General features: G+C 50.3%; 23 protein-coding genes and 1 pseudogene. 16 read left to right on the forward strand and 8 right to left on the reverse strand.

Annotation, left to right across the window (positions count from 1 at the left end; genetic code table 11):
- The first annotated feature begins 164 nt into the window (after positions 1–164).
- Positions 165–749 (forward strand): Crp/Fnr family transcriptional regulator, encoded by a 585-nt coding sequence (locus M3194_RS21965; RefSeq protein ID WP_251656236.1) that lies wholly within the window; start codon positions 165–167, stop codon positions 747–749.
- Positions 750–770: 21 nt separating this feature from the next.
- Here M3194_RS21965 and M3194_RS21970 read toward each other — a convergent pair whose 3' ends face one another.
- Positions 771–1475: a DUF4386 domain-containing protein gene (locus M3194_RS21970; protein WP_251656237.1), complete on the reverse strand. Its 705-nt coding sequence runs from the start codon at positions 1473–1475 to the stop codon at positions 771–773.
- Positions 1476–1629: 154 nt separating this feature from the next.
- On the opposite strand from M3194_RS21970, the pseudogene M3194_RS21975 reads away from it, so the two are divergent.
- Positions 1630–1934, forward strand: a pseudogene (locus tag M3194_RS21975) (ABC transporter permease); the annotation flags it as partial.
- Positions 1935–2081: 147 nt separating this feature from the next.
- Here the strand turns inward: M3194_RS21975 and M3194_RS21980 are convergent.
- On the reverse strand, positions 2082–2642 hold the full coding sequence (locus M3194_RS21980) for a GbsR/MarR family transcriptional regulator (protein ID WP_251656238.1): 561 nt from the start codon (positions 2640–2642) through the stop codon (positions 2082–2084).
- A gap of 389 nt (positions 2643–3031) precedes the next feature.
- Here M3194_RS21980 and M3194_RS21985 point away from each other — a divergent pair, with 389 nt between their 5' ends.
- From M3194_RS21985 to M3194_RS22035, 11 genes are all read left to right on the forward strand, one after another.
- On the forward strand, positions 3032–4231 hold the full coding sequence (locus tag M3194_RS21985; RefSeq protein ID WP_251656239.1) for a quaternary amine ABC transporter ATP-binding protein: 1200 nt from the start codon (positions 3032–3034) through the stop codon (positions 4229–4231).
- On the forward strand, positions 4228–5061 hold the full coding sequence (locus tag M3194_RS21990; protein WP_251656240.1) for an ABC transporter permease: 834 nt from the start codon (positions 4228–4230) through the stop codon (positions 5059–5061). Before M3194_RS21985 ends, M3194_RS21990 begins: the two co-directional genes overlap by 4 nt.
- Before the next feature lie 12 nt (positions 5062–5073).
- Positions 5074–5943: a glycine betaine ABC transporter substrate-binding protein gene (locus M3194_RS21995; protein WP_311291635.1), complete on the forward strand. Its 870-nt coding sequence runs from the start codon at positions 5074–5076 to the stop codon at positions 5941–5943.
- A gap of 72 nt (positions 5944–6015) precedes the next feature.
- A complete protein-coding gene (locus M3194_RS22000; protein ID WP_251656241.1) occupies positions 6016–6684 on the forward strand; it encodes an HAD family hydrolase in 669 nt (222 codons plus the stop codon).
- A 337-nt stretch (positions 6685–7021) separates the two neighbouring features.
- On the forward strand, positions 7022–8428 hold the full coding sequence (locus tag M3194_RS22005; protein ID WP_251656242.1) for a HAMP domain-containing sensor histidine kinase: 1407 nt from the start codon (positions 7022–7024) through the stop codon (positions 8426–8428).
- The gene (locus M3194_RS22010; RefSeq protein ID WP_251656243.1) at positions 8421–9116 is read left to right on the forward strand and encodes a response regulator transcription factor; all 696 of its coding nucleotides are present in this window, start codon (positions 8421–8423) and stop codon (positions 9114–9116) included. The genes M3194_RS22005 and M3194_RS22010 overlap by 8 nt, the downstream gene beginning before the upstream one ends.
- 194 nt (positions 9117–9310) lie before the next feature.
- Positions 9311–10786 carry a sensor histidine kinase gene (locus M3194_RS22015; RefSeq protein WP_251656244.1) on the forward strand — a complete coding sequence of 492 codons (1476 nt, stop codon included), beginning with the start codon at positions 9311–9313 and terminating at the stop codon, positions 10784–10786.
- Positions 10787–10790: 4 nt separating this feature from the next.
- Positions 10791–11483, forward strand: coding sequence for a response regulator transcription factor (locus tag M3194_RS22020; protein WP_251656245.1), 693 nt, complete (start codon positions 10791–10793; stop codon positions 11481–11483).
- 128 nt (positions 11484–11611) lie between these two features.
- Positions 11612–13063 (forward strand): S-layer homology domain-containing protein, encoded by a 1452-nt coding sequence (locus M3194_RS22025; RefSeq protein ID WP_251656246.1) that lies wholly within the window; start codon positions 11612–11614, stop codon positions 13061–13063.
- A 178-nt stretch (positions 13064–13241) separates the two neighbouring features.
- Positions 13242–14120, forward strand: coding sequence for an ATP-binding cassette domain-containing protein (locus M3194_RS22030; protein ID WP_251656247.1), 879 nt, complete (start codon positions 13242–13244; stop codon positions 14118–14120).
- Complete coding sequence (locus M3194_RS22035; protein WP_251656248.1) at positions 14117–15331, forward strand: ABC transporter permease; 1215 nt, start codon at positions 14117–14119, stop codon at positions 15329–15331. The genes M3194_RS22030 and M3194_RS22035 overlap by 4 nt, the downstream gene beginning before the upstream one ends.
- Here M3194_RS22035 and M3194_RS22040 read toward each other — a convergent pair.
- The 5 genes from M3194_RS22040 to M3194_RS22060 are packed head-to-tail and all read right to left on the reverse strand — an operon-like array spanning position 15294 to position 20943.
- Positions 15294–15779, reverse strand: coding sequence for a GNAT family N-acetyltransferase (locus M3194_RS22040; protein ID WP_251656249.1), 486 nt, complete (start codon positions 15777–15779; stop codon positions 15294–15296). The genes M3194_RS22035 and M3194_RS22040 overlap by 38 nt on opposite strands.
- The gene (locus tag M3194_RS22045; RefSeq protein ID WP_251656250.1) at positions 15780–16943 is read right to left on the reverse strand and encodes a YheC/YheD family endospore coat-associated protein; all 1164 of its coding nucleotides are present in this window, start codon (positions 16941–16943) and stop codon (positions 15780–15782) included. It lies immediately after the preceding gene.
- On the reverse strand, positions 16943–18322 hold the full coding sequence (locus M3194_RS22050; protein ID WP_251656251.1) for a YheC/YheD family endospore coat-associated protein: 1380 nt from the start codon (positions 18320–18322) through the stop codon (positions 16943–16945). The genes M3194_RS22045 and M3194_RS22050 overlap by 1 nt, the downstream gene beginning before the upstream one ends.
- Positions 18319–19554, reverse strand: a complete 1236-nt coding sequence (locus M3194_RS22055; RefSeq protein ID WP_251656252.1) for a YheC/YheD family endospore coat-associated protein — start codon at positions 19552–19554, stop codon at positions 18319–18321. Before M3194_RS22055 ends, M3194_RS22050 begins: the two co-directional genes overlap by 4 nt.
- Positions 19555–19566: 12 nt before the next feature.
- Positions 19567–20943 carry a YheC/YheD family endospore coat-associated protein gene (locus tag M3194_RS22060; protein ID WP_251656253.1) on the reverse strand — a complete coding sequence of 459 codons (1377 nt, stop codon included), beginning with the start codon at positions 20941–20943 and terminating at the stop codon, positions 19567–19569.
- Between the two features lie 201 nt (positions 20944–21144).
- On the opposite strand from M3194_RS22060, the gene M3194_RS22065 reads away from it, so the two are divergent.
- On the forward strand, positions 21145–21435 hold the full coding sequence (locus M3194_RS22065) for a hypothetical protein (protein WP_251656254.1): 291 nt from the start codon (positions 21145–21147) through the stop codon (positions 21433–21435).
- Positions 21436–21478: 43 nt separating this feature from the next.
- Here the strand turns inward: M3194_RS22065 and M3194_RS22070 are convergent, their stop codons facing one another.
- Positions 21479–21817: a helix-turn-helix domain-containing protein gene (locus M3194_RS22070; protein WP_251656255.1), complete on the reverse strand. Its 339-nt coding sequence runs from the start codon at positions 21815–21817 to the stop codon at positions 21479–21481.
- A gap of 172 nt (positions 21818–21989) precedes the next feature.
- On the opposite strand from M3194_RS22070, the gene M3194_RS22075 reads away from it, so the two are divergent.
- Positions 21990–22484 (forward strand): hypothetical protein, encoded by a 495-nt coding sequence (locus tag M3194_RS22075; RefSeq protein ID WP_251656256.1) that lies wholly within the window; start codon positions 21990–21992, stop codon positions 22482–22484.
- 18 nt (positions 22485–22502) lie between these two features.
- Positions 22503–23840 (forward strand): DRTGG domain-containing protein, encoded by a 1338-nt coding sequence (locus tag M3194_RS22080; RefSeq protein ID WP_251656257.1) that lies wholly within the window; start codon positions 22503–22505, stop codon positions 23838–23840.
- Positions 23841–23934 lie beyond the last annotated feature (94 nt).

The following is a 23934-nucleotide window of genomic DNA, read 5'->3' on the forward strand; positions in this document are numbered from 1 at the left end:
TATAGACCGACGCATTGTGTGCTGCTCAAAATCTTCTTTGTAGAACCATTCATACGAGGTCTCTGCATTCAGCTGAAACTGCAATCTCAAGCTGTTTTGGATCAGGTTTTTCCTGAATTCAAAACACCCACCGTCATTTTAGAAGAAGAGTGAGAGTGGTAAATATGAACAATATTTTATTTAACTATATGTCGAGATTGACCTCCCTAAGTGAAGAAGAACAGCAAATGATCGTAAACGAGATACCTATAGAAGAATATAAGAAGGGAACCGTCCTCCTTAGACAAGGAGAGGTTCCCACGAAATGTTATTTCGTTCTGAATGGATGCATCAGGCAGTACTCGATCGATGAAGAGGGAAATGAGGTTACCTCGAACTTTTATACCGAAGAGCAAGCCATCGCGTTTTTTATTCACCATAAGCTAGACAAGTCATCTGACTACGCCATCGCGTGCGTTGAAGATTCTGTGTTGGTCGTTGGCGACCTGGATGCGGAAAAGGACATGTATACCAAATACACGCAGTTGGAGTCGATGACTCGCAAGATGATTGAAGAAAACTTTGGTCATGTACAGGCGGAATTCGCTGCTTTTATCGCTTCTTCGCCTGAAGAACGCTTTAAGGCCCTGCTAATGAACCGACCTTCTTTAATCGACCGGGTTCCTCAACATCAATTGGCGAGTTTTCTCGGCATTACCCCGGAGTCCTTAAGTAGAATAAAGAAGAGAATGAATCGAGAACTTAAATAGCTGTACATCAGGTGCATATATCTATTTCCCTCCCCTGAATAGCAACCATATTCCAAAGCCTAGTTCTCCCGCTGTCATAGGTACTGTAAAAACCAATTCAAGTATCTTCCTCATTTCCACGTCATCCGCAAAAAATAGCTTACTCAAGTGAATGAGAATGTAGCCTATCGAAGCTAACAGCAGTAGGATGCCAATCCATCGCGGTACAATGTCTGACCGGAGAGCCAATATGCCCAAAATCAGCAGATGTGCGCCAAAGACGATCAAACCAACTGACCAAATGGAATCAAAGGCTCGTAAATGTAACATCACTTGTGCACCAAGTTGATTTGAGGTAAGACTTAATAAATATTCGTCCCCGTTTGTAAGCAGCAGCACGAATATTAAATTTATGATCGCTATTCCCAATAGGGAGGAATAAACAAGACGGAACCATGCACCGAGCAACGCTAGATTTTTATTTGTTGGCTTTAGGAATACATAGCAAGACCAAGCCACAATAATATCGCATAGTAGAATGATAATCCAGCCCAAGATTTCAGCTTTGAAAAGATGGTTATACGTAATAATGTGCTGGAGTACGGCGTTTGTATCTCCCTGGCTCAGGATTTTAGCATGCACAAAGCCATATGAAAAAAGTGCGGCAAGCGTCATGATCATGAGTGCTATACCGGTGGTTAGAGCCGACTTTCGCTGATCGGATTGCTCTCTTCCATGGACAATCATCAAAGACCCTCCTAGTTATACGTGGTGACTCCATTGTAACTGGGAGGGTTTTTAGGTTCATTGACTTAAGTCAATGAACTCGTCTGGAAACAAGTAGAACTTGCTGTGGAGGTCGGTCTTTCTAACGGAACGGTCCGAGCCCAATATTAGCGTCATGCTTGGACGATCCATGCGTCATATTGTCCGCAGCATGGATACGATCATCACGGTTACCACCACGCCTATCGCCATGATGCTGCTATTCGTCTATGTATTCGGAGGTGCCATTCAGTCCGGCACGGATAATTACGTGAATTACCTGCTGCCCGGCATCCTTCTTATGGCGATTGCCAGCGGCATATCCTATACGGCCTTCCGGTTGTTCACCGATGTACAAAGGGGTATTTCGAGCGGTTTCACACGATGCCGATATCATGCTCCGCTTTGCTGTGGGGGCATGTGCTGACTTCGCTTGTATCGATAAAAGAAGGGGATAATTTATGCGAATGCCACTAAAAGCTCCGAGCAGAAACTCATGCCAGACGGCAGGGGTTTCTTTTTGTTTGGAAAAAACAAACCCCTTAGACCGGCATCGGATCCGACGCTTTCTAAGGGGTGATCGAAATACTATTCTTCTTTAGGGATAAATTCAAAGATTTTGCCCGACTCAAAAGCATCAATTAAACGATGAAGCCAGCGATAATAGTTGAGCGCATCCACGATTTTTTGTTCATCAATAGAAGTGATTTCCCGCAAGGTGTCGTTATCTGGATCGGATGCCTGCAGCACCCGAATTTCCTTTAATGATCTCTCGAGAGAGGTCATGTTACTCTCTACAGCTTTCCGCCATTTAATAGAAAAGAAATCAATAAAGTTCTGGTGCCAGTCCGGAACCACCTCGTAAAAGTCTTTCCGCGAGCCTTTTCCCCAAACCTTATCGATCATTTTCAAATCCAATAGCGTCCGCATGCCCGTACTCATGGATGTTTTGCTCATCCCCATCTGTTGGCTCATTTGATCCAAGGTGATGGGTTCATTCTGAAAATACATTTGCCCGTATAGATGACCGATTGATAATGTTATGCCGTATAGATCCATATTTTTTCCGATCGAGTCAATCACGCGCTTGCGCGACGCATCCAGAGATCGTGACTGCTCGGGCGTTAAACCGCCTAAATTTTCATCCATAGTTGCCTCCTGGGTCACCTTGTAACACTTCATAGATATTGTAAGCCGATCTGAAATTAAATGTAAAGCATTCATTTCCATATGCATTTAGGAGGAAATGGGAGGGATCTAGAGTATTCATATCGTACAGTTTGAACTGTATGTAAATTACGTACGGATATTAGTGTTGACTAAAAAAGGGATTTTAACCTAAACTGTCGTCAGTGCATCAAACGGCTCAAGCTTAGGAAGCAAAAATTGCTTCGCAATTTTTAAGCAAATGCTTACGAAGCAAAAATTGCTTCGCAATTTTTTAAGCAAATGCTTACGAAGCAAAAATTGCTTCGCAATTTTTTAAGCAAATGCTTACGAAGCAAAAATTGCTTCGCAATTTTTTTAGGAGGGAAGAAATGTCCATCATCGAAGCCAAACAACTGACCAAAATATTCGGAAACCATCCGGAACAAGCGATGCAGTTCCTCAAGCAAGGGTGGACGAAGGAGAGAATTCTAAAAGAAACAAGAATGACAGTAGGGGTAAACCAGGCTAGCTTTACAATTGAAGCCGGTCAAATCTTCGTCATCATGGGTTTATCCGGAAGCGGAAAATCCACTCTGATCCGCTTGTTGAATCGATTGATTGAACCTACATCTGGTCAGCTCTTGTTTGAAGGGCGGGATATCGTACAGATGAGTTCTTCAGAATTAAGACAATTCCGGAGAAAGAAAATGGGAATGGTGTTTCAAAAGTTTGCTCTGTTTCCTCACCGGACGGTTCTTCAAAATGTAGAATACGGTCTCGAGATTCAAGGGATCGAGAAGCAGGCACGCAAACAAATGGCTGAGCAATCGCTCGAGCTGGTGGGCCTCAAAGGATGGGAGAGCAGCTATCCGGATCAATTGAGCGGAGGCATGCAGCAGCGTGTTGGATTGGCCAGAGGGCTGGCCAATGACCCGGACATTCTGCTTATGGACGAAGCGTTTAGCGCGCTGGATCCTCTGATCCGCAAAGACATGCAAGATGAGCTGTTGCAGCTGCAAGCCAACATGAAGAAGACGATCATCTTTATTACCCATGATCTTGACGAAGCGCTTCGCATAGGGGATAAGATCGCGTTAATGAAAGATGGCGTTATCGTTCAGATTGGGACTCCCGACGAAATATTGATTAATCCGGCTAACCCGTACGTTGAGAAATTTATAGAGGATGTTGATCTTTCCAAGGTGCTGACCGCAGCGCACGTGATGCGCAAGCCTGCAACGATTATGCTCGAACGCGGCCCGCGCGTTGCTCTTCAGATTATGAAGGAGCAAGGGGTATCGAGCTTGTATGTAACGGATAAGGGTAAGAAGCTCCTAGGCATCGTTACGGCAGAGCTGGCTTCCGCCGCACTGAAAGAAGGCTTGTCATTAGGAGATATCCTAATCAAGGACCTGCCGGTCATTTCGGCTTCAACTCCGTTAAATGAATTATTTGAACCCATGGCTGCCTCTAAAATTCCGCTGGCAGTAACCGATGAAACGAATCGGCTGCTCGGCATCGTCATTCGAGGGGCTGTCTTTGCCGCACTTGCCGGAAATACCATACCGGAGGCAGGTGGCGTAGGATGAACATACCAAAGCTTCCAATCGGTAACTGGATTGAAACGCTAGAAAGCTGGTTAGAAAATCATTTGTCCCCGTTGTTTGACTTCATACGCCTGATTATAGGCTCCATCGTTGATTTTCTCCAAAATGTTCTTCTCTTCAGTCCTTCGATCATTATGGTTCTGATTATTACGGCGCTAGCCTGGTTCCTTGGGAAATGGAAGGTTGCCGCATTTGCCTTAATCGGATTATTGCTTATAGATAATCTTGGTTATTGGGAGCATGCCATGGAAACGTTGGCGATCGTGCTTACAGCCTCCCTATTATCAATTATTATTGGCGTACCGACAGGTATTTTATGCGCGAGAAGCTCATTATTGCAAGGCATTATTACTCCTCTGCTTGATTTGATGCAGACGATGCCTGCCTTCGTCTATTTGCTGCCCGCGGTATCCTTCTTTTCTCTTGGCGTGGTGCCCGGGGTTATCGCATCCATTATCTTTGCGGTGCCGCCGACGATTCGCCTGACGAACCTCGGGATCCGGCAGGTTCCTTCAGAGCTTGTTGAAGCAGCTGACGCTTTTGGCTCAACGCCAAATCAGAAGCTGTTCAAGCTGCAGCTTCCCATGGCGCTGCCTACGATGATGGCCGGCATTAATCAGACAATTATGCTGTCGTTGTCCATGGTTGTTATCTCTTCCATGATTGGGGCGCAAGGTCTGGGGGCAGACGTATACCGTGCGGTTACGCAGACCAAGACAGGTACCGGCTTTGAGGCGGGTATCGCCATTGTTGTGTTGGCTATTCTTTTAGACCGGATGTCTAACCAAATCGTGAAAAAAAATAAACGCTAGAGGTGAAGCACGTTGAAGAAAAAATGGGGATTAGTCTTATCGGCCATGGTGCTCGCCACAGCTCTTGCGGGCTGTTCGGCTGCAAATGACACGAAGAAAATCAAATTGGCCTACGTGGCTTGGGATTCGGAAATCGCAAGCACTAATGTCGTGAAATACGTTTTGGAATCCAAACTGGACTATTCCGTCGAGCTTCTGCAGGTTGACGCAGGCCCGATGTGGGCAGGCATCGCGGATGGAAGCGCAGATGCTATGGTAGCCGCATGGCTTCCAACCACGCATGCCGATTACTTGGAGAAATACGGAAACAGCGTGGACGATCTTGGTCCTAACCTGGAAGGGACAAAGACAGGGCTTGTTATTCCCTCTTATATGAAGGAAAACTCTATTGAGGATTTAAATAACGAAGCCACGGGCAAGTCGGTTAATTATGAGATTATCGGGATCGAGCCAGGGGCCGGCATCATGCAGTCAACGGACAAGGCGCTGAAGGACTACGGATTGGACGGCAAATGGAATCTGATTGAAAGCTCTTCGGCCGCCATGGCAACGGAGCTGCAAAAGGCTTATGAAGCGAAAAAGCCGATCATCATTACAGGCTGGACACCGCATTGGATGTTTGCGAGCATGGATCTGAAATATTTGGAGGATCCTAAAGGAGTCTATGGCGGTGCTGAAAGCATCCATACCGTCGTCCGCAAAGATCTGAAGTCGGATAAGTCGGAAGCTTATGCCTTCCTAGACCAGTTTACTTGGACACCTGAAGACATGGCCGAAGTGATGGTTGCCGTTCAAGAGGGGAAATCCCCGGAGGATGCGGCTAAAGCCTGGGTAGACGGCCATCAGGAGCAGGTCGAGAAGTGGCTGGAAGGAATCCAATAAATCGGGTTGTAAGGTTGCGGCATGCCCCCCTATCCATTATGATAATGGCAGACTTTAAAGGGGGAAAACGTCATGGCGATACAATTTGAGCGGCCGGAAGCGGTCATCTTTGATATGGACGGTACGTTGTTCGAAACGGCTACCTTGCTGGAAACGGTACATGAGCGGCTGTTCCGCACCTTGCGCGAGGAAGGGCTCTATGATCAGACGCCTCCGTTTGATGATTTGCTTGGCTGCTTGGGCATGCTGCTGGACGATATTTGGCGCAAGCTGATGCCGGGCAGCTCGGAGGAAGCACGCCTTCGTGCCGATGAGTTAATGGTGCAATATGAGCTGGAGGAGCTGGAAGCGGGCAGAGGCACATTGTATCCTCAAACCGCGGAAACGCTGCAGCGCTTGAAGGAGCAAGGCATTAAGCTGTTTGTCGCGAGCAACGGACTAGAAGCGTATGTGAAGGAGGTTGCCCGATATAAGGGCATTGCCGAGCTGTTCGACGGCTTGTATAGTGCCGGCGAATTCCAGACGGCAAGCAAGGTTGATCTCGTGGCGAAGCTGCTTGCCGATCATCAGATAAAGACAGCCTGGATGGTGGGAGACCGTTCCTCGGATGTGGAAGCGGCGAAAGGCAACAATCTTGTGGCCATCGGCTGCGCCTATGCCGGGTACGGACGCGACTCCGAGCTTGCCGAAGCCGATGCGTGCATCCAGGAAATGCCGGAGCTTCTCGCTCTGCTTAAATAAGATTCAATAAGACAAGGCGTCGCAGGGAGTTATGCTGTGACGCTTTTTTGCGGGTCTCTCTTTTATGCATTTACTTAAACTTTTTTACGGAGCGTTTGCCGGAGCATTTCGAATGATTCTGAAGAAACGAAGTGTCCGCCTATGCTTGAGAATTCCTGCCTTGTACATAACTAAATTCAGGGAATTCTCAAGCAACAGCGGTCGGAAGAACATTCGAATGCGCAGGTTGCGTAGTAACGCAGTTTAGGAAATGTTTATCTCTTTCCTCTTTGTTGTTTACATCAATCTGTTAATATACACTAACAAGGAATATCACCTCTGAAAGAGAAGTGTCGGTATGAAAGTGATTAACCGGATAATGGTCTCGAGTGCTATGTTAGTGGTCCTTTCGCTTGTCTCCATGCTGGTTGTGGCCGGGATCTTTCTGTACGTGAGTACGATGGACGGCGACGGAGGAAAGGAAATGCTCGATCCTCGCATTTTCCAGGCTGAAGAACAGTTGAACAGCTTTGATCCCTCCGCGAACGAATGGGATCAGCTAGGCGAGCGGCTTGCCGGATATGGCTATGAGCTGCTTGTCATGCAGAATAACGGCATCGTATATAATTCGCTGACGCATCCGAAAGCTGAAATGATCAACAGTCTTACTAATATAAAGTTAAGCAATGACGGAATAGCCGGGAGATTGCAGGCGGCAACCTTTGTTGCGATGTCAAGCGACGGGTATTCCCTGTATGCCGTGAAGGCGGAAGCCGAGGACGGCGCCGGCAGTAATCTGGCTTCCATTTTGCAGCCGGCCATCCTTGTCCTTGTTGCCGTTATTGTGGTGATCGTGCTGCTCAGCCAGCTGTTTACGCGGAAGATGGCATACCGGATTCTTCTGCCGCTTAATGCCTTAACGGAAGGGGCGGAACGAGTTAAGAGCGGTGATTTGTCTCGGCCTGTTCTTTATATGGGCAAGGACGAGTTTGCCGCCGTATGTGCGGCTTTTAACCACATGCAGGAGCATCTCCTGGAAGAGCGGCAGAAGAATGCGGCTTACGAGAAAGCCCGCATTGATCTTGTTGCCGGCATTTCCCATGACCTCCGCACGCCTCTTACTTCAATAAAAGGTTATATCAAAGGCCTGCGGGACGGTGTGGCGGGCACACCGGAGAAAAGAGAGCAGTATCTGCAGATTGCTTATCGGAAATCCTCGGAGATGGACAAGCTTCTTCAAAAGCTGTTTGACTTCTCAAGCCTCGAAACGGGCAATTTGCCGCTATTGCTGGCTGAAGGGGATTTAGGAGCTTTTGTCCGCGATTACGCAGATTCTGCACGGGAGGAGCTGGAGCATAGTAGGATCGCGCTAACCCTAGAGCTTGCGCCCGGCAGTCATCCTGTACGGATAGATACAGAACAGATGAACCGCGTCATGGCGAATCTTACCGATAATGCGATCAAATATGCCGAGGCAAGTCCGCTCCAGCTGCGCATTTCCGTATGGCAAGAGAACGGGCGGGAGCATTTGCTGTTTGCCGACAATGGCATGGGCGTACCCGAGGAACAGCTGCCCCATTTATTTGAGCAGTTTTGGAGAGGGGACCAGGCCAGAACGCAATTAAAGGGCGATAGCAGCGGACTAGGGCTCTATATCGTGAAGTATATAGTGGAGCGGCATGGCGGGACGGTAACCGTTAGGAACGATAAAGGGCTGCAGATCGAATTGGTATTGCCAAGCGGATTGGAGAATAACGATGCCTAAGATATTAATCATCGAAGATGATGCCGACATAGCGATGCTGGAGAAGGACTATTTGGAAATTAACGGCTTTGAGACGGAGATCGTAGCGGATGGCAAGCAGGCGGTTCTTGCGATCCTGGAACGCTCCTATGATCTGATCTTGCTTGATGTGATGCTCCCCGGTCAGAACGGCTATGATATCTGCCGTGAAGTGCGGGATAAGACCGATGTTCCGATTCTCATGGTAACGGCACGGACGGAGTCGATGGACAAGATTCGCGGGCTTGGACTTGGGGCGGATGATTATATTGCGAAGCCGTTTGATCCCGCCGAGCTTGTAGCAAGGGTTAAGGCTCATTTAAGCCGTTATGAGCGGCTGGCCGGTTCTGCCCGAAAGGCAAATCAGGAGGATGAAATTGCGGTTGCGGATTTAGTAATCAAGCGGAAAAGCTGGAAGGTCTATAAAGCGGGGCAGGAAATCCGGTTCCCGAACCGCGAATTCGAGCTTCTTTTATTTTTGGCCGAGCATCCGAATATCGTGTTCTCCAAGGATATGCTGTTCGAGAAAATCTGGGGCTATGATTATTCGGGCGACAGCGCAACCGTGACGGTCCATATTAACCGTATTCGCGAGAAGATTGAGAATGATCCTTCCAAGCCGGATATTATCGAGACAATCTGGGGAGCCGGGTACAGGCTGAACCGATAAGAGGAAAAGATAAACCATGCGGAGCAACAAGCCGCATGGTTTTTTTGTTTGATTTTATAAATTGTTAATATGTTGTTTGAGGACTTGTTACACCTTTCTGGTATCCTTTAAGGGGCATCGTTTCTTGACAAACGAGTAGGTTCTGCGGAATTAGCTCACACTTAGCCAAATAAAACAAGTGCGGTGATGATAAATTGTCCTTGCGTTTCAGATTGCTGCTATCCTTTACCTCTGTCGTTATTATGTCGGTCATCTTGTTTGTGTTAGCGTCTTATTTGCTTTCCGTTGCCGTGACCGGGGATGTTCGCAGCTTCAACAATTTTTACAAAATCCATTATTCGCTCCATCCGCTGTCGGAAGAAGAGGAGAGTCTTTTTCTTGACCTCAAGTATCTGGCCAAGAATGATCCGGAGCAATTAAAGAACAAGCAGCTGCTGGAGAAATACAATACCGATCTGAAGATGGAAAAGGCTGCTCTTGTTGTCCGCGATAATGCTTCGATCCTGTATGCGGCCCCTTCGCTTGACGAGGTAGATTTCTCGGCGATTCTGCCTGAGTACGATATGGGCAATAACGTTATCCGCAATACGCTTAATGCCGGAAGCCGGTTTTTCTCATACTCCAAATTCGATTTTTATTTCTCGGCTGACAAGAAGGAGAAGGGCAGTATCTTCGTCATTCACGAGAGGAGTCCGTTCGCCCAGGTTATCCGCAGGCTGCTACCGATTCTGATTACCGTGTTTGTCATCATTTTATTGTTAACCGGCTTCCTGCTGTATCGTTATGTGACCCGGAAGATCATTAAGCCGCTGGATCAGCTCAGACGCTCTGCCGAGCATATTAAGGATGGGAATTTGACGTTTGAGCTTAAGGCCGCGTCGAGGGATGAGGTCGGACAATTGGTTCAGACCTTTGATCAAATGCGCCAAAGGCTGCATGATTCCATTCAGCTCCAGCTGCATTATGAGGAAAACCGCAAACAGCTGCTCTCCAACATTTCGCATGATTTGAGGACCCCGATTACAACCATTAAAGGGTATGCGGAGGGGATCCGGGACGGGGTAACGAATACGGAGGAAAAGCTGAACAAATACGTAGCCGCCATTTATACCCGGGCATCGGATATGGAACGGCTTGTGAACGAGCTTCTCTTTTTCTCCAAGCTGGATTTGAAGAAGGAGCCGTTCTCCTTTCAGAAATTAGATCTAATCCCCTTTCTGTATAATGCAGCGGATGAGATGTCGATTGAATTTCATAACCAGTTTGTTGAAGTCGTATGGGAGAACATGCCTGAGCAGCCTTTCTACGTACTTGCAGACCGTGAGAAGCTCAAGCGGGTCATTATGAATTTGCTTGATAATTGTCTCAAATACATGTCCGAGCCGCCCAAGCAGATTACGATTGCCATTCAGCGCCAAGAGGACTACGCGGTCATTACCGTTAAGGATAACGGGCCAGGCATCCCGGAGGAGGCGCTGCCTCATATTTTTGAACGCTTCTACAGGGCGGAGTCTTCGCGCAATCAATCGGTGGCCGGAGGAAGCGGGCTGGGACTTGCGATTGCCCAGCAAATTGTAGAGGGACATGGCGGCAGAATCACGGCCAACAGCGGGCTTGGCCGCGGAACCAGCATTTCCTTTACGCTCAAACTATACGACAACAGGCGGTGACGGCATGACACGGATATTAATTGTTGAAGACGATCCTTATATCGCGGATTTGCAAAAGGACTATTTTGCGCTGCACGGGTACGAGGTTGAGATATGCCATGAAGGACAGGCTGGCCTTAGCCAAGCGTTAAGCGGCCATTATGACTTGATCATTCTGGATATTCAGCTTCCGGGCATGAACGGATTCGATATTTGCAAGACAGTCAGGGAACGGCTTGATGTACCGATTCTTATTGTGTCGGCGAAGAATGAAGAGCTCGATAAGATTCGCGGCTTTGGTTTTGGCGCGGATGATTTTGTCACCAAGCCCTTTAGTCCTAACGAGCTGGTTGCCAGAGCGAAGGCTCATCTGGCAAGGTATGAACGTTTCAAGAGCGGGCAGAAGAGCAGCCCCGACGAAAGTCTGCATATTCGCGAGCTGACGATCAATCCGTCCTCTCATCGCGTGTTTGTGCATGATGAGGAGGTGTTCCTCACGGCTAAGGAATTTGAAGTGCTGGTCTTTATGGCGACTCACCCTAACCGGGTGTTCAGCAAGGATCAGCTGTTCGAGAAAATATGGGGACTGGATTCGAACGGCGATATTGCGACCGTGACCGTTCATATTTCGCGAATAAGGGAGAAGCTTGAGGCGGATCCCTCCAACCCGCAGTTTATTGAGACGGTCTGGGGAGCGGGATACCGCTTTACCGTCTAGGTCATTTTGTGAAAAGTTATCGAACTCTTTATATTTTGTTTATACTTTCTTTTCAGCGAATTTAGAGCGGTCGCCTAAGATAGATTCAGGAACGGGCAATCACTCTATACCGGAAGGAACGATGAAATATGAGGAAGAAGATGCAGCAAAAAGCAGCTGTCGCGGCACTAACCGTACTTATTGGCGGAGGGGCGCTCTTGCCGGTTCAATCCGTTAAAGCAGCCAGCTTTGATCAGCCGTTGGAGCAAGTCATTCAGCAGCTTGTCAGCCAAAAGGCGCTTAACGGCTATCAAGACGGTTCCATGCGCGCCGAGAACAAGATTACGAATGCCGAACTGATTAAGATGATTGTGCTGGCGCTTGATTTGAAGCCGGAAGGCACGGTGCCCGGGAAAGATAAATGGTATACCCCTTATGTCAATGCGGCCGTTACGGCTGGACTGATCGAAAGCTCGCAAAGCTTCCAGCCTAATAAGCCGGCTTTGGGCAGCGATGCTGCTCAGTTGATCGCAAAGGCACTGCAGCGCGACGCGAAATCCGTGCAATATTGGATGACGGGTCTGAGAATAGAAGGCAAACAGCTTTCGCGGGGCGATGCGGCAAGACTGCTTGTGTATTCGGAGCAAGCCATCCGCTCGTCAAACGCTGAGGTTGTATCCATTAAGGCGCTGAATAAAATGACCTTCGAGGTTACGTTCACTGCGCCGCTTACGATCGAAGACGAAACAACGGATCAGGCAAACAGCAATTTCGCATTTAGCGACGGATTAAAGCTGGTGAATCAGCCGCGCCTCAAAACGGGAGCTATTGCGACTTATATCATTCCTGTGCAAACGATGAAGCCCGGCACAACCTACTCCTTGAAATATAAAGGCAAGCAGGACTTTACGGTTGCGGCAAGCGATGAGTTGATCCAGCTCAAAAACGTTCGCCAAGTCACTTCCGATACGTTTGAAGTAGAATCCTTCCGCTCGGACGGCGTCATCGATTACGGCTACCTGATCTCGGCCTATGCCGGCGGCCGCGGTGACAATGCGGTTGTGCTGGACGAGAATAATAAGCTGAATGGTCAGCCGATGCAGATTATTTCGTCTCTTGCGACAAGACAAGCCGTACTCACATCCGAGACAGGCGAGCAGCTGACGGTTAATTATGTGGGCTATACGCAATCCACGGATGGCAAACAGGAGCCTAAATTCCGTCTGCCTGCCGGCAAGACCTTGCAGCCGGGCATGAAGTATACGGTAACCTCCGACTGGTTCGCGCTGGCTAATCCTGCATTTACCGGCCAAAGCTTCGAACCGCTTGAGATCGCCGCAGTTGATCAAGTAAATGAAACAACCCTGAATGTTACCCTTACGGCTGATCCGGGAGACGAGTTCTTTGCTTACCGCTCTATCCAGCTTAAAGGAACTGACGGAACGACTTTAACGGCGCAATACAAAGTGCAGACCCGCAAAGGAGCGGTTGGCGTATTTGAGCTTCAAAACAACGGCAAGCTTCAAGCAGGCGCGCAATATGACATTGTGCCTGTAGGCAGCTGGGCGACCGCGGACAACGTGAAGCTGAGCTCGAAATAAATGATGTATCCAAAAACCATGCGGATCTAATCATCTAATCCGCATGGTTTTTTTGCTTCCCATATTAGAAGGTCTTAGCTTGTTTTCGTTTAGAAATCGTTTATCTTTTCTCCTCTGGTTATTTAGCACTCCCGATTACAATGGGTTTAGGTAATCAAAAGGCATTGGAGGCATAACCGTGAAACTGACAGTTGACCGTATAAGCAAGCATTACGGCAAAAAACAGGCGCTTACCGGCGTCAGCTTTGAAATGGAAAACGGGGTATACGGTTTGCTTGGCCCAAATGGGGCAGGCAAATCCTCGTTAATCCGCATATTGGCCGGTGTGATGGAGGCAAGTGAAGGAGAAATTCTGGTCAATGGAGTGAACCGGAGGAAACGGGAGCGAGAGTATCGCATGAAGCTGGGTTATTTGCCGCAGTCCCTGGATTTTTACCCGGAGTTCACGGGGCTGGACTATTTGCGGTATATTGCGGCTCTCAAAGGATTAAAGGGAGCGGCGGCTGAGCGGAAAATAACAGAGCTGGCGGAACAGGTGCGTCTGACGGGAGATTTGCACCGCAAATGCGTTCATTACTCCGGAGGCATGAAGCGGCGTCTCGGAATCGCCCAAAGCCTGCTGAACGATCCGGAGGTCGTTATACTGGATGAGCCCACGGCCGGACTTGATCCGTATGAGCGAATCAAATTCCGCAATCTGATCTCGCTTATCTCCCGCGACCGAACGGTGCTTCTGTCTACCCATATCGTTTCGGATATCGAATCTATAGCGAAAGAGACCGTTATGATCAAAGCCGGCATGGTGGGGAATATGCAGAGCAATCAAAGCTTTATTAAAGATATGGAGAACAAGGTATGGCTCTACCGCATGCCCGTGGACGAGCTCGTCGAATACCAGAATGATCATCTGATCAGCCATGTTCTTCCGGCCGGCGACGGCATGGAGGTACGCATCGTCAGCGAGGACAAGCCTTTTCCGGATGCCATTCAGGCTGCCCCCACGCTTGAAGACGCTTATCTGTACGAATTCCATTCCGGGGAGGGGAGCTTGCGATGAGATTGTTCCAATATGAACTGAAAAAGCTGTTCATTAACCGCAACAGGATTATCCTGCTTGCCGTTCTGTTTATTCTTTATATGCTTGTAGCCTGGGTCTCAGCGAAAGGCGTATTTGAACTAAGCGGTGCCGAAGGGAAGAAGGCGACCAGCCTTTATACCAATCTGATTGCAGAGCATAGCGGTAAGCTGGATCAGGAACAGCTTGTCCGGTCGCAGAACATTCGTGACGCCGCTATTGCCAAGTTCGGAGCGGGCGAGGGGCTTATGGTGAGGATTAACCGGGACCCTGAGCTGAAATTTCATGTCCAATATGCCGGATTTGGCAAGAAAGTAAATGATTATTGGAACGGACCGGCTGAACAGAGCAAAGACGATATAAAGGGGATTTATCCGCTTCGGGATAAGCTGAAGGAGCTCGAGGCGGCTGGTCAGACAAACCATTTCGAATACCGAAAGTATTCAAGCAGGCTGGATGCCGAGCTTTCAATCGGCGAGCCGGTATTTGAGAACACCGTCTTCTGGAATTTCTTCTTTATCCGGTTTGACGGATTTATGATCGTCTTTTTGCTCCTGCTGGTATTAACCTATTTCATCTCCCCCTTGTTTACGCAGGAGGTAAGAACGGAAATGGACAGTATCGTGCTCAGCACGGTAAAAGGGAGGAGGGAGATCGTAACCGCCAAGCTGCTGAGCGCCGGGCTGACGGCTGCCGTTGTGACAATCGTTTATTTGGCGGCTTCATTTGCGGGCACCTGGCTTGGGTACGGCGATATGAGCGGGTTTGGCGCACCGCTGCGCAGCCTGGAAGGGTTTGAGTCTTCCCTGCTTCCACTCTCCATTGGCGGAGCCGCGCTGCTTGGAACGTTATGGCTCATTTTCTCGGCGGTCTTGTTTAGTCTGGCGCTTGCTTATATCTCTTCCAAGCTCAAAAGCCAAAGCGCCGCATTTGGCATCGGCATGGTTATTCTTCTGGCAGGCTCGATGTCCAATTATTTCAGCAGCGAAATCAAGAAGCTTATATGGCCGGTCGTGGACTTCAACTTTGGCTCCCTGGCTATGGTTAATGTCATCTTTGGCCAGCCCAAGGCTTATAATTGGTTCGGACTGCCTCTGTCTTATCGTATTGCAGCTTGCGTGGTTGGATTCGTGCTTGCTCTTGCCGCCGTACTGTTCACTTATGCTGCACAGAGGAAGCGCTCGGTTGCATAGACTCTTCCTTCGTCCATTCAAAGCGCAGCGTTGGCTTGCCGGTTGGACCGGTCGACATAGAAACCGCCTTCATGCCCAGGCGGAAGAAAAGCTTTAGGCTTGGCGCGTTGTCGAGGGCAACCTGGCAGGTCAACCTCCCGAGCTTCTTCATAATGGCTTCCATCACCGCGAACCCGATCCCGAGGCCGCGCGCCTCGGGGTGGGTAACGATGATGCAGCTCTTCTCGCCGGCTTCCGCAGCATAACCTAGCCCGACAATCCGCTTGCCATGCCGCGCAACGGCAATGACCGTATGGCTGTCGCCGCAAGCCAGCAGATCGGGAGCAAAGCTCCGAAGGGAATGGATAGCTGCAACCGTCAGCCGCTTCTCCCCGAAGCGGACGGCAAAATCAACCAGTCTCTTGCGTTCCGACATCCATTGTTCGGGGGTAAGCAGCTGCAGTTCCATCTATCTCGTCGCCTCCTGCTTGACTCTCTCATTTCTCATTCTTGCCAGGTAGGTGCTGTATTGAAAAATTCGTTCCAGCGACTTCTGGCGGATATGCGGCTCGTCAAATTTCATTGGTTTGGAGTTCGCTTCGAAGAACCAGATATGGCCTTCGCTGTCGATACCCAAATCCATGGACATTTCGCCAAGCATAAAGCCGGAGCCCTTCTCAATCTGCCTTGCGATCATGATGGATGTTTTCTTGGCCTTAATCAGAATCCGCCTTGCCTGATCGGCGTTGAAGGAGCTCTTCAGCAGCTTCTCCGGATCCTCGATGGAGCCGCCCCTTGGCACATGGGTCGTGATGCTGGAGGAGCCCGCAACCCGGGCGCCAATGCCGGTCAAATCCCATTTGCCCCGTTCATTTTTTTGCACGAGAGCCCTGAGATCGAATCTTCTGTCATTAAAGGAAGCAAGCTGAATCCCCTGCTGGGCGATATACGGTTCTCCGGCGCATTCCTTCTTGATGCGGTTCCACAGCTTCTGGAAATCCGCGCAGCTGAAGGTGGAGCTTTTTTTGTTCTCCTGCACCTTAAGCAGATAGGGGAGCGGCTTATCGGGCTGTACCCTTACCGTCATAATGCCTTTGCCCGCTTTGCCGCTTTCCGGCTTCAGATAGAGGAAGGGATGCTTCTGCAGCATTCTCTCCAGCCTTGCTGCCGTAAGAAGCTTGCGGGTGGTCGGAATATAGGGCTTTGTCAGCTTGCTTCCGCGCAGCCATTCGAACAAATACCATTTGTTGAAGAAGGACGGATTGAACAATTTGACGCGCGGATCCCGCATGCAAGCGGCAATCTTGTTCCGGACGGCGGGAAGCATCTCGTCCTCGCGCTGCGGTATCCGGTTGTAAATGATGTCCGGGAAAGGCAGCAAGCGCTGCTGCCATGTATCCTTTTGCTCGATGTAGACGAAACCCTGCAGGCTGGAACGGCCTAATATGAGGTTTTTCGCCGTGAGTACATATACAAGAAACCCTTTGTCCTCGCCCATTTTGATAATGTCCGCGAAGTTATTGCGATTCCCCCGGAAAAACTGTTCATCATTTTCAATGGTCAATATGGCAAGTACCGGGCGTCCAGCCGGCCGATCATGCACCTCTTCTTTCTTCGCCGTTCTAAGCTCCATTAGCTGTTCCCTCCTTGAAACTTGCTGAGGTACAAGCAATGATCCACTATGCATTCTACAGAAGCGCGGCCTTCCGCCTCAAGGGAAGGGTGCTTGAAGATAGAGCGTCCCGGCTTGGCGTTGGCTTCGAACATCCAGATTTCGTTGTCTTTGTCGATGCCGATATCAAGGCCAAGCTCACCTAGCCGATGCGGATAATTACGCTCAATGGCCTCGGCCATCTTGATGGAGACCTTCTTCGCATTCTCCAGAATTTCTTTGCCTTTTGTACTGCCAAAAGCACGGCCCAATGCCTGTTCCGGCGTCATCAGCGAACCGCCGTTTTTCACGTGGGTCGTTACGCTGCCTTTGCCTGCTTTCTTCGCGCCGATGCCTGCGGGCACCCATTCGTTTTTGCCGTTCTTGTGCATATGGAAGCGGAAGTCGAGCGGGCAGCCGTCAATCTCAACCAGCCTAATCCCTTGCTGGGCGACATAATTGCTAAGTGTTGCCCCGTGGCGGGACTGAAGCATTTTGAACAAACTGTTGAAGGAAGAGAAGCGCAGCAGCACATTGCGCCCGTTCCTCCGGTAGCGGGCGAAGTAGCCGCGTTTCGGATGGTACGTCAGCCGGTAGATGCCTACGCCGAGACTTCCCGCCGTTGGTTTGAAATAGACAAAATGATGCTTTTCTAGAAGCTGCTTGAGCTTCTCGCTTGTGGGACCGGATATCGATTCCGGCAGGTGATGCAGAGCCTCCGGATCGTTGTCCAGCAGTTTATATACATCCGATTTATTAAAGAAGCCCCAGTTGAAGAATGGAATCTTCTTGCGAAGCAGTCTTTCGCGGAGCGAACCGATATAGTTCGACGTCTCTGCCTTCCGGCTCCGCAAGCGGTTGTAGATCACATCGGGGAGCGGGACCGTCTTGCGGTACCAGCCGCCCTGCGAATTGAGGAAATAGCCATGTACGGTTTCCTGCGACCAGTTAATATCCTGCGGAGTAAAGCCAAACAGGAACGCTTTCTTGTCGCCTGAGCGGATGATCTGCTTGATGAAGCTGGTTCTCATGCCAAAGGGCAGGCTTTCGGAATGGGAATAGCCCGCATCGCTCAAGACGCCAATAAGAGGACCGATTTGTACCTCGTTGTCTCCGTTTGTATGGACGAAGATGCTGCCCGTTTTGGGCACCCGGATGTATTGCCGGACCCCGGCGGACAAGTAAAGATGATTGCCTTGGCGCCTGACTGGCCTGACGGCTGTTGTTATCACTTCTTTGCCGAACTTAAGGTGAACGGTTTTTTTGCCGGACAGCTTCAGTTCTTTCAAAAGCGTGTTGGATAAGTAAATGACCTTATCCGATTGTTGCGAGAAATGAACGTTACATGTTGTCAAGCTCATGGATGAACCTCCTGAACGTTATCAGGGCGGATCCCCCTGTCTGTTCGACAGCTCTGGAACCGGCCTGTTGCGGAGTCGTTTGTGATCAAGGGTTTCTGGTGCCGCTGCGTGAGCAGCCGGGCATACGAGAGCGGCAGCTCTGCCGACAGCTGTTCCGTCCGGCGGTCGCCAAACTGCCGGAAGGAGGAGCGTCCCGGCTTGGCGTTTACCTCCAGCAGCCATATCTGCCCGTCTGGCTCAATTCCGAAGTCAATGCCAAGCTCGGCTAACCGTCCGTAATTGTTCTCCAGCCTTTCGGCTGCCTTTAAGCATGCCTGCTGTATTGTATTCATCATGCGTTCTGCTTTTGCAGCTCCATATATGCCGATAAGATATTCCGATGCATGCTTAGCGGTTCCGCCTCCGTGCAGATTAGAGGTTACGGAGCCGGAGCTGCCGGTCCGGATGGCGGAGCCGGTAATCCCCCAGCGCCCCTTGCCGGTCTTCTGCACGAGTACCCGCAGATCAAAGGGATTGCCGTCCGGATCAAGCAGCTGCAGATAAGGCTGTGCGATATAGGAAGCATGGTTCATGAATCGGCCGATCCATTGTGCCATCGCGGGATAATCGTTAAAGCGGCGGCTGAAGGAGAGGTTCTTTCTTGTGCGACCTGCGACAGTCCATTGCCCGGTTAAGGGAGAGCAGCTGAGGCGGATGGCCCCTCTTCCTTGCATGCCCGCCGATGGTTTCAGAAATAGGTCTTTATTATGGTTCCTTAACAGCTGCGGGAGTGTCTCGGGACGCTCCAGGCTGGAGGTTTCAGGGAGGAGCCGAGCCAGCGATGGATCCTGGCGGAGCGTATGGTAGACCTCCCATTTGCCGGGCAAGCCGCCGTTTAACGTCGGAATGGGGGAGGGATGCCGTTCCCGCATCGCCGCAAGAGCGGATCTGCAGCTGGTACGTTCTTCGGCATTCCGATAGAAGCAGCGGTCATAGATGATATCAGGTACCGGGCACGGCTCCTCGAGCCATCTCCCGTTCCGGAGCCGGAAGCCGGTTAACCGGCCGGTTCGTTCCTCGTACCCTGCCGGCGAGAAGACGAATAGATCAATGCCAAGAGGACCTGCCGCATCGCTTAACAAGCGGGCGAGGGCTGGCTCCGGCAGCTTGATGCCTCCATGATCCTCGGCTTCGGCACCCGACTCTATTGCCGCGACAAACATCCCTACTCTCACAAGCATTGCCTTCTTCATAAGGGCCTCCGGTCAGAATCCCGATAAGAACCGGGAGTATTGGATGACATTCCTTACCGACGGCCGGATCTTGTTGTCATTTTCCTGATTAAGCGGCGTATTGTCGCTCTTCGATGGTTTGGAGTTGACCTCCAGCAGCCATACGCGTCCATTGGTGTCCAGCGCCAGATCAATACCCAGCTCGCCGAAATGCGCAGGAATATGCTTATCGATGCCTTCGGCGATCGTGAGAGCTGCCGCTCGCAGGCGCTTCGCCGCGCCTTCCTTGCCTGCAAATATATTGGAGCGCGAGACGGCTTCGCTAACCGTGCTGAGCGTTCCCCCGCGTGCCAGGTTCGAGACGAAGTGCTGGCTGCTCGCTGTGCGCGCCACGACGGAAGTCAGCGTCCATTTGCCCGTTGCGTTCTTCTGGACGACAGCCCGGAAATCTACGGGACGTTTCTGGATTTCAATCAAAGTCAGTCCTTGCTGGATTTGATAACGGATCGTCTTCATCTTGGTTGAAATGTTTGAGAACAGCTTCACAAGGTTCGGATACACCTGCCGCCTTGTTCCCGTACCGGTCGTAAACAAGGCTTGATAGGATTCTCCCTCGAGTCTGGAGACGCGAATGATACCTTTGCCGAGACTGCCTTTGGAAGGCTTGAGGAATACATTGCTATATCGGGAGCACATGGACTTAAGGGTGGTGTAATTGCGCAGGAAATGCGATTCCGGCAAGTAACGGCCGACACTGGCGTCTTTCTTTAACGCGTCGAAGACTTCCATTTTGTCCAGAAACTTTTCGTTGAACACGCTGGCGTGATGGGAAGTCTTCATCTCTTTGAAGAACTGCTGCACGTTCGAGCGGCTTTCCAGCTTCCTTGAGGTCAAGCGGTTGTTGACCACATCCGGCAGCGGGAGCTTTGTTTTTTTCCAGCCGTTCGCAAAGGTCCAGCCCTCGATTTGCTTGTCGCTGCTTCCGGAGATATGGTTGGTGGTGAAAAAGTAAACATGCGCTCCCTGATTGGCACAGCCGTCCACGAGTTCCTTGCAGAACATCGTAATTGTTCCGAACGGTTTGTCAGGCGTACTCGGATAGTCACGGCTGATAAGAACGCCGATCAGCGGTCCAAGTCTAAGAGTCTGGGAAGCAGATTCATATTGAAGGCGGAGGGCGGTGCTGCTTAGAATTCCCATTTGTCTGGCAAGCGACTGGTTGATACGCATTCCATCATACTTAGGAACCGGGATAATCTTCACCGTCTTCCGGAATGTCCCGAACCGCAATACGATCGACACGCTGTGAGAAATATGCCATTGCTTCAGATAGGCCTCACCGAGCATTATCGTATCTTCCGGAAGCATGCCGGAGCTTATGAGCTGGACGGCTACTTTCGATTTGAGCATTGTGTAAATCTCCTTCCAAGCAGGAGGATGACGAAAAGCGGATAAAGGCCCATAGGTGTTTTACACGAATTACTTCATCATATGAGGACATCTATCCCTTGGTGATTGGCCAAAGAAATAAGTGAAAGGGGTCATATTCGGCTGTTTGTCTTCATAGGATAGTGGTGCGGACAAGCAAATCGGAAGCGGGAGTTGAGAGGAATGAAAGGAAAAGCTAAGCATATTATCTATTTGACCGTAGCTTTGGCGATGCTGTTCTTCGGGGTGTCAAAATTGGAGCTTAATGGTCCATGGAATGCCGTGACCATATTTGGGGTCGTGTGGACGTTGTTTGCGCTGATCGTTATTGCCGCTCACTTAAATGCCCTTCTCTGGATGAACGAGCAGAAAAAGAAGGAGCTGGCGCGCATTAAGCAGATGAAGAGAAATACGTGGGAGCGCAGGCTGCAGCAGGCTGTGGACAGGCGTTCAAACCGGCGCGCGAGAGGTTAAGGAAAGACATGCGCCTGTGCCCCCGAGAGGGGCTTTTTTGTTGTCAATCAAGCTCTTTGAACTGAACAAGCTGCTTCACGAATTTGTAAACCGCTTCTTGTTCCTTGACGGTTAAGCCCTGCAGCTGATAAGCGATCTTATCGGCGTAGCTGATTTCTTCGGGAAGAGCTCCGTCCACATGGACGAGCTGCTCAAGCGGGCATTGGAGCGCATGGGCGATTTTGCTCAAGACATCGATCGTAGGGCTTTTCTCGCCGCGTTCCACCTGTCCCATATAAGAGCCGTTAATTTCGGCGCGCAGAGCCAGCTGCTCTTGGCTGAAACCCTTTTGCTTGCGTATTGCCCGTATATTTTCGCCGATATTTCGGCTGATTTCGTTCACATTCGTCACCTCAGCCTTAAGATAGAACTTTCCTATCCCGGCAACAACGTCTTATAGTCCTTATTAAAAATAGTGCCTATAGTCATTGACCAAAAGTTATCCTTTTTATTATAATTGTGTAATAATTAACATGATTTCCTAAACAGGAACTTTTTAACAAGGAGCAGCGCTTATGGTTGATGAGTTTGAGTTTTTCCGAAACGTACAAGCTTACTATCAGCATATGCGGTTTCAGGTGCAGTTCACGTACCGCATTTTACATAAGACGAATAAATCAGCGAAAGCGTACGGCAGCTTTAACTGCAGGGTGAATCCGCGCACGCAGCATGTGGAATATCATATGAGCTTGAAATCCGAGATTATCGCAAGGCCATTCAGCGAGAAGGGATCCTTTTTGTTTTCCAGCCAATATCCGGAAATCCCTCCCCAGTCCGTTGTCATTGAGGATTATCCGATCTTGAAGCTGCGGTATCCCGTACCTATTAATTATGATTGGTACTCGTTCATATTTAAAGGAACGCAAGAAGCATTTACGGTGCAGTCCCTCCAGCAGGTGTTCGACAAATATCGTTGTACCGGCTCTGACGGCGAAGAGGTCGACGCAGGACTAAAAGTCGCAGGCGTATCGATCGACTGGTATAATGGGGTGAGACGGACAAAGGTTTAATAGGGGAGGGCGGTGCCGGTGGCATCCGTTTCCGGAATGGATACGAGCACGAAGCGCGAACAAATACTGCAATATATAGAAACGCTGGATATCGGCGAGAAAATCTCGGTCCGGGCAATCGCCAGGGCACTTGGCGTAAGCGAAGGAACGGCATATAAGGCAATTAAAGAAGCGGAAGCATCGGGTCTAGTCAGTACGAAGGAGAGAATCGGAACGGTCCGGATTGACCGGAGAAGACGCGAGGCTCTTGACCAGCTGACCTTTGGCGAAGTGGCGGAGATTGTGGAGGGGCACTTGTTCGGCGGGGCTTCCGGCCTTAATAAGTCGCTTCATAAATTCGTTATCGGCGCCATGGAGATCGATGCCATGCTCCGATATATTGATGAAGGAAGCCTGCTCATTGTAGGCAACCGGGTAGGTGCGCACCGCTGTGCCCTGGAGCAGGGCGCGGGCGTATTGATTACGGGCGGCTTTGAGCCAAGCCAGGAAGTGAAGGCGCTGGCCGATGAGAACGGCCTGCCCATTATTTCATCCCGGCACGATACTTTTACGGTCGCATCGATGATTAACCGGGCAATGTACGACCGGCTGATCAAACGGAAAATCATGCTTATCGAGGATTTGATGACTTTCAGCAAACCGGCTGACGTGCTGCGAACCGGAAGCACGCTGCTCGACTTTCACAAGCTGAGCCGCGAGACCGGCAACTACCGCTTCCCGGTCATTGATGACCGCGGCAGAGTCGCGGGCATGATTACGTCGAAGGATGTGGGCGGCTCGCCGGATGATTGTCCAATCGACAAGATTATGACAAGGCATCCCATTACGGCAGCCCCTAACATTGCCGTAACGTCGGCTGCACATACGATGGCAGCCGAAGGCATTGACCTGCTTCCGATCGTGGACCGTCACCGGAAGCTTCTTGGCGTGGTTACGCGCCAACAGCTGCTGGAGGCGCTCCGGTTTGCCGGGAAGCAGCAGGAGATCGGGGAGACCTTTGATGATTTGATCTGGGCTGGCTTCGAAGCGGAGGAAGTGGACGGCACGCCTGTCTACAAGGGGGCCATTACGCCCCAGATGTCCGGTTCTCTAGGCATGGTGTCCGAGGGGATCCTTGTCACCTTAATGACCCAGGCCGGCAGGCGGATGATACGCGATGCCGGCAAGCGGGATTATCTTATTGACGGGATGACCGCGTTCTTCGTCAAGCCTGTTCAGATCGACAGCCAGATCACCATCGTCCCCCGCGCACTGGAGATGAGCCGCAAAGCGACGAAGCTCGAGATCGAGCTGATTGATCAGACGGGGCTGGCGGCGAAGGCTATGATGACGGCGCAGATGATTGATTCGTATTAGATCGCGTGTGGGGAGTGCCTGTTCGGGATTACAGAAACGCATCTCCTTCGGCTGCTGTTGTGATCGTGAAATTTTGAATTAACTCGCTATGCGT

Source organism: Paenibacillus glycanilyticus, from assembly GCF_023715145.1.
GTDB classification, from domain to species: domain Bacteria; phylum Bacillota; class Bacilli; order Paenibacillales; family Paenibacillaceae; genus Pristimantibacillus; species Pristimantibacillus glycanilyticus_A.

Bases quoted from the DNA above. Each gene is read 5' to 3' on its own strand.
- M3194_RS21965 (WP_251656236.1), top strand. From the start codon at position 165: ATGAACAATATTTTATTTAACTATATGTCGAGATTGACCTCCCTAAGT.
- M3194_RS21970 (WP_251656237.1), bottom strand. From the start codon at position 1,475: ATGATTGTCCATGGAAGAGAGCAATCCGATCAGCGAAAGTCGGCTCTA.
- M3194_RS21980 (WP_251656238.1), bottom strand. From the start codon at position 2,642: ATGGATGAAAATTTAGGCGGTTTAACGCCCGAGCAGTCACGATCTCTG.
- M3194_RS21985 (WP_251656239.1), top strand. From the start codon at position 3,032: ATGTCCATCATCGAAGCCAAACAACTGACCAAAATATTCGGAAACCAT.
- M3194_RS21990 (WP_251656240.1), top strand. From the start codon at position 4,228: ATGAACATACCAAAGCTTCCAATCGGTAACTGGATTGAAACGCTAGAA.
- M3194_RS22000 (WP_251656241.1), top strand. From the start codon at position 6,016: ATGGCGATACAATTTGAGCGGCCGGAAGCGGTCATCTTTGATATGGAC.
- M3194_RS22005 (WP_251656242.1), top strand. From the start codon at position 7,022: ATGAAAGTGATTAACCGGATAATGGTCTCGAGTGCTATGTTAGTGGTC.
- M3194_RS22010 (WP_251656243.1), top strand. From the start codon at position 8,421: ATGCCTAAGATATTAATCATCGAAGATGATGCCGACATAGCGATGCTG.
- M3194_RS22020 (WP_251656245.1), top strand. From the start codon at position 10,791: ATGACACGGATATTAATTGTTGAAGACGATCCTTATATCGCGGATTTG.
- M3194_RS22025 (WP_251656246.1), top strand. From the start codon at position 11,612: ATGAGGAAGAAGATGCAGCAAAAAGCAGCTGTCGCGGCACTAACCGTA.
- M3194_RS22035 (WP_251656248.1), top strand. From the start codon at position 14,117: ATGAGATTGTTCCAATATGAACTGAAAAAGCTGTTCATTAACCGCAAC.
- M3194_RS22040 (WP_251656249.1), bottom strand. From the start codon at position 15,779: ATGGAACTGCAGCTGCTTACCCCCGAACAATGGATGTCGGAACGCAAG.
- M3194_RS22045 (WP_251656250.1), bottom strand. From the start codon at position 16,943: ATGGAGCTTAGAACGGCGAAGAAAGAAGAGGTGCATGATCGGCCGGCT.
- M3194_RS22050 (WP_251656251.1), bottom strand. From the start codon at position 18,322: ATGAGCTTGACAACATGTAACGTTCATTTCTCGCAACAATCGGATAAG.
- M3194_RS22055 (WP_251656252.1), bottom strand. From the start codon at position 19,554: ATGAAGAAGGCAATGCTTGTGAGAGTAGGGATGTTTGTCGCGGCAATA.
- M3194_RS22060 (WP_251656253.1), bottom strand. From the start codon at position 20,943: ATGCTCAAATCGAAAGTAGCCGTCCAGCTCATAAGCTCCGGCATGCTT.
- M3194_RS22065 (WP_251656254.1), top strand. From the start codon at position 21,145: ATGAAAGGAAAAGCTAAGCATATTATCTATTTGACCGTAGCTTTGGCG.
- M3194_RS22075 (WP_251656256.1), top strand. From the start codon at position 21,990: ATGGTTGATGAGTTTGAGTTTTTCCGAAACGTACAAGCTTACTATCAG.